Source organism: Pseudomonas sp. MDV22-iso1, from assembly GCF_058145095.1.
Genome location: NZ_JBYVMF010000025.1, coordinates 1 through 5,105, shown reverse-complemented (window position 1 = coordinate 5,105; position 5,105 = coordinate 1). Strand labels below are relative to the sequence as shown.

The 5,105-nt window shown below is 59.0% G+C and carries 5 protein-coding genes; all 5 read right to left on the bottom strand.

What is annotated here, in order from left to right; all coding sequences use genetic code 11:
• Positions 1–594: 594 nt before the first annotated feature.
• Entirely contained in the window at positions 595–963 is a 369-nt protein-coding gene (locus AC3ZVB_RS23490) for a PH domain-containing protein (RefSeq protein WP_162438225.1), read from the bottom strand.
• A gap of 42 nt (positions 964–1,005) precedes the next feature.
• Positions 1,006–1,365 (bottom strand): potassium channel family protein, encoded by a 360-nt coding sequence (locus AC3ZVB_RS23485; RefSeq protein ID WP_162438224.1) that lies wholly within the window; start codon positions 1,363–1,365, stop codon positions 1,006–1,008.
• 96 nt (positions 1,366–1,461) lie between these two features.
• The gene (locus AC3ZVB_RS23480) at positions 1,462–3,105 is read right to left on the bottom strand and encodes a fatty acid--CoA ligase (RefSeq protein WP_490147844.1); all 1,644 of its coding nucleotides are present in this window, start codon (positions 3,103–3,105) and stop codon (positions 1,462–1,464) included.
• A 20-nt stretch (positions 3,106–3,125) separates the two neighbouring features.
• Complete coding sequence (locus AC3ZVB_RS23475; RefSeq protein ID WP_490147843.1) at positions 3,126–4,904, bottom strand: acyl-CoA dehydrogenase C-terminal domain-containing protein; 1,779 nt, start codon at positions 4,902–4,904, stop codon at positions 3,126–3,128.
• Positions 4,905–4,911: 7 nt separating this feature from the next.
• Positions 4,912–5,105 (bottom strand): hypothetical protein (locus AC3ZVB_RS23470; RefSeq protein ID WP_490147842.1); only part of this gene is annotated, 194 nt, incomplete at its 5' end.

The window sequence follows — 5,105 nt, the reverse complement described above, 5'->3', positions numbered from 1 at the left end:
CACCGCCATCGCTGGCAAGCCAGCTCCCACAGGGTTTGTGGCGCTCCCAACTATCACAGCCAACCCAAATCAACTGTAGGAGCTAGCCTGCTAGCGATGGCGTCCAGTCAGCCAACATCATCATCGCCTGACCCACCGTCATCGCGAGCAGGCTCACTCCTACAGGGTCCATGGTGTTCTCAACTATCACAGCCAACCCAAAACAACTGTGGGAGCTGGCTTGCCAGCGATCGCGTCCGTTCAGCCAACATCATCATCGCCTGACCCACCGTCATCGCTGGCAAGCCAGCTCCCACAGGGTTTGTGGCGCTCCCAACTATCTCAGCCAACCCAAATCAACTGTAGGAGCTAGCCTGCTAGCGATGGCGTCCGTTCAGCCAACATCATCATCGCCTGACCCACCGCCATCGCTGGCAAGCCAGCTCCCACAGGGTTTGTGGCGCTCCCAACTATCACAGCCAACACAAATCAACTGTAGGAGTGAGCCTGCTCGCGATGGCGTCCGTTCAGCCAACATCATCATCGCCTGACCCACCGCCATCGCGAGCAGGCTCACTCCTACAGGGGTCCGTGGCGTTCACAAAGGCAATCAATTCACAGCAAATGCTGGGAAATCAGTTTCGACACTTCAACCATCGACGTCCTGCCGGTGAATTCAAACTTCACTTTGCCCAACGACGAGAAATAGATTTCCAGCTCGGAGTCCAGGTCGAAGGTGCCTGAGGTTTCCACCGAATACGCCACGATGTTTTTGTACGGCAACGAGGTGAAGTCTTTTTTGCTGCCGGTCAAACCCTGGACGTTGACCGCGATGATCCGTTTGTTGGTAAACACCACGCCATCGCGCATGGATTTGTAGGAGTCGATAACCGTCTCCCCGTCCAGCAGCAAGGCCGTGACGCGTTCGGCGTATTCGTCGTTCTGCTTGAGCTTGAAGAAACCCTTGTTGTTGAAGTCGATCATGGCCATTCCCTGTTGTTCAAAACTGGTATCTAACCATGCCAATTAACCTTTGGGCTCCTCCTGTCGATCCGCCCCCGTCACGCGCACCGCAATTTCAATCCCCCGAATGCACAGTGCTGCAAAAATCGCCGTCATCAGGATGCCGTTAAACCCCAGCAAAATCGCCAGCACCCGCGAGATGGCCAGTTTCGGCACCAGCTCCCCATACCCGATGGTCAAGCCCGTGACGAAACCAAAGTAAATGCCATCGAACGGGCCCCATCCTTCCAGGTAGCTGATGATCAAGCCGAACAGCACGATCATCACAAGAAGCATGGAAATAATCGGCCAGACCACATGAAAGTAGAGCCATATGGCTTTATAGAACTCTCGACGCATTTGCGATGCTTGGGTGCGTTTCATTGGCAGGTCGTCCCGGGTTTTCAGTACTCCATCAGCTTGGCACAAGTTTGGAAAATTGACGGCCGGGCCCATAAATTGACCCGGCAGCTGTTTCCGTCAGCCCGCCTCGCTCTCGCGAATCAGCTTCTTGTTGATCTTGCCGACGCTGGTCTTGGGAATTTCCGCCACGAACTTGAACTGCTTGGGGATGGCCCATTTGTTGATGCGCCCGCCGTCAACAAAGGCTTGCAGGTGGACTTCCAGCAGCTTGCGATCAAGGTATTGCCCCGGTTCGCACACCACCATCGCCATGGGCCGTTCGCCCCATTGCTCATCGACGATGCCCACCACCGCGACCGACATCACGGCCGGATGCTCGCTGATCAGGCTTTCCAGCTCCAGAGAGCTGATCCACTCGCCGCCGGTCTTGATCACGTCTTTGATCCTGTCTTTGATTTCCACGCAACCCGATGCGTCAATGGACGCCATGTCACCGGTGTGCAGCCAGCCGTTGTGCCAGAGTTCGGCACCCTTCTCTTTATCCTTCAAATAGCCCTGGGTCAGCCACGGTGCGCGCACCACGATTTCCCCGAGGGACTCACCGTCATGGGCAACGTCGTCACCGTCGGCGCCGATGATTTTCAGGTCGACCATCGGCACCGGCGTGCCGGTCTTGATGCGGATGGGCAGCTGAGCTTCGCCGGGGAGCGCCAGGTCTTCATCGCGCAAATAGGTCAGGCACAACAACGGGCAGGTTTCCGACATGCCATAGCCGGCATGCACCACCATGCCTTTGGCGCTGGCTTCGCTGGCGATACCGAGGGTCAGCGCGCTGCCGCCCAGGAGCATTTTCCAGCCGTCGAAACGAGTCGCCTTGCCTTCTTCACAATTAAGGATCATCTGCAAAATGGTCGGCACGCAGTGAGAAAAGGTGACCTTCTCTTCGCGATAAAGCCGGACCAGGCTGTTGGGCTCATAACGACCGGGATACACCTGCTTGATCCCCATGAGTGTCGCGACATACGGCACGCCCCAGGCATGCACGTGAAACATCGGCGTGATGGGCATGTACACATCGTCGGACCGCAGCAACGGCTGGCCTTGATAGACGCCCAGGGTGCCGACGGCATTCAGGGTATGCAGCACCAGTTGGCGATGAGTGAAATACACGCCTTTCGGGTCGCCCGTGGTGCCGGTGGTATAGAACAGCGTCGCCACCGAATGCTCATCGAAGTCAGGAAACGCGTACTGGTCGGATGCTTTCTCCAGCGCGCTTTCGTACTCGCCCACCATCGGCAGACACGTATCCACAGGCACGTCGTCGGTCAGCCGCAAGAAGCCTTTGACCGTGGTCAGCCGTCCCTGAATCTGCTCCACCAGCGGCAGGAAATCATCATGCACCAGCACCAGGTCATCCTCGGCGTGGTTCATGGTGTAGAGCACCTGCTCCGGCGACAGACGAATGTTCACCGTGTGCAGTACCGCGCCAATCATTGGCACGGCGAAAAAACATTCCAGGTAGCGATGACTGTCCCAGTCGAGCAGGGCCACGGTGTCCCCGGCCTTGACCCCGGCAGCGGTCAGCGCATTGGCCAAACGCCGAATACGCTGATTGAGGGTCTGGTAGCTGTAGCGCAGTTTGTCGGCGTAGACGATTTCCCGACCCGGCTCGTAGCGCACGCCGGACAACAGCAATTGCTTGATCAGCAACGGATAGGCATAGGCGCCTTCGGCGGGCGGAATTATTTTTGTCGCCATCATGAACAGGGTTCCTTGTCCTTTCAGAATTGCTCGGTTTGCAAGGCATACAGGCATTCGCTGCCGGCCTTGGCCGAGGCACTTAACGAATGAATGCGCGGCAGCAAGCGAGCGAAGTAGAAGCGCGCAGTGGCCAGTTTGCTGGCGTAGAAATCATCCTTGGAATGGGTGCTCATGGCCGCCTTGGCCATCCGCGCCCACAGGTAGGCGTAGGCGGTATAGCCGAACACGTGCAGGTACTCGACGGAGGCCGCGCCGATTTCATTCGGGTTGTTCTGCGCGCGATCCAGCAGCCACGCGGTCAGTTCATCGAGGGTGTCGACGGCGGCGTTCAGCGGCTGAGTAAACTCGCCAAGGTCGGCGCTGGCGTTGGCGGTGAAGTTGCGAATTTCCGAGGCGAACAAACGGTAAAGCGCCCCGCCGCTGCCGACGATCTTGCGCCCGGCCAGGTCAAGGGACTGGATGCCGTTGGTGCCTTCGTAAATCTGCGTAATGCGTACGTCGCGCACCAGTTGCTCCTGGCCCCACTCACGAATGTAGCCGTGGCCGCCAAACACCTGCTGGCCGAGCACCGTGGTTTCCAGGCCCATGTCGGTCAGGAACGCCTTAGCCACCGGCGTCAGCAGCGAGACCAGTTCCTGTGCGCGGTGACGGGCCGTCGCGTCGTCGCTGAACTTGGCGATGTCCAGTTGCAGCGCCACGTAGCTGGAGAACGCGCGACCGCCTTCGTTCAGGGCTTTCATGGTCAGCAACATGCGGCGCACATCCGGATGCACGATGATAGGGTCGGCGGGCTTGTCCTTGTTTTGCGCGCCGGTGGGTGCTCGGCTTTGCAGACGATCACGGGCATATTCGACGGCGTTCTGGTATGAACGCTCGCCCTGGGCCAGGCCCTGAATACCGACGCCCAGGCGCTCGTAATTCATCATGGTGAACATTGCCGCCAAACCTTTGTTCGGCACGTCGACGATCCAGCCAGTCGCCTCGTCGAAGTTCATCACGCAGGTGGCAGAAGCCTTGATGCCCATCTTGTGTTCGATGGAGCCACAAGACAGTGCGTTGCGTTCACCCAGCGAACCGTCGTCGTTGACCAGCACCTTGGGCACCAGAAACAGCGAGATGCCCTTGGGTCCTGCGGGCGCATCGGGAAGACGCGCGAGCACCAGATGGATGATGTTTTCCGTCAGGTCATGCTCGCCGCCCGTGATGAAAATCTTGCTACCGCTGACCTTGTAGCTGCCATCGGCCTGAGGTTCAGCCTTGGTGCGAATCAAGCCCAGATCGGTGCCCGCATGGGCCTCGGTCAGGCACATCGAACCGGTCCAGATACCGGCGTACATGTTCGGCAGGTACTTGGTTTTCAGCGCTTCACTGGCGTGGGCATTCAGCGACAGGCAGGCGCCGGCCGTCAGCATCGGGTACAGGCCGAACGACAGGCTGGCCGAGTTGACCATCTCTTCGACCTGCGCCGAAATCGCCTTGGGCATGCCCATGCCACCGAACTGCGGATCACCGCCAACACCGACCCAGCCACCCTCGGCGAAAGCCCGATAAGCCTCGGCAAAACCGTCCGGAGCACTCACCGCGCCGTTGTTCCAGGTGCAGCCCTGTTCGTCACTGGCGCGGTTCAATGGCGCGATCACTTCGCCGCTGATCTTGCCGGCCTCTTCAAGAATCGCGGCGGCGGTTTCTTCGTCGATCACGTCGGCCAGGCCAGGCAGCTTGGCCCAGAGCCGGGACACCTGGAAAACCTCGTTCAGGACGAAACGCATGTCGCGCAGGGGAGCTTTGTAGTCAGACATTGTTGGCTTACTCGGAAGTGGTCAGGGCATGTGGCGTGCCCGGACGTTCAGTGGATTCAGTGGTTTCGGCTGGCACGACAGGCGCGGTGTGCGGCACCCGTTCACGCAGCAGGAAGTACGACAGGGCCGGAATCAGGATCAGCGCCCCGAGCATGTTCCACAGGAACATGAAGGTCAGCAGGATGCCCATGTCGGCCTGGA

Coding starts and splice junctions, on each gene's coding strand:
- AC3ZVB_RS23490 (WP_162438225.1), bottom strand. CDS start 963: ATGATCGACTTCAACAACAAGGGTTTCTTCAAGCTCAAGCAGAACGAC.
- AC3ZVB_RS23485 (WP_162438224.1), bottom strand. CDS start 1,365: ATGAAACGCACCCAAGCATCGCAAATGCGTCGAGAGTTCTATAAAGCC.
- AC3ZVB_RS23480 (WP_490147844.1), bottom strand. CDS start 3,105: ATGATGGCGACAAAAATAATTCCGCCCGCCGAAGGCGCCTATGCCTAT.
- AC3ZVB_RS23475 (WP_490147843.1), bottom strand. CDS start 4,904: ATGTCTGACTACAAAGCTCCCCTGCGCGACATGCGTTTCGTCCTGAAC.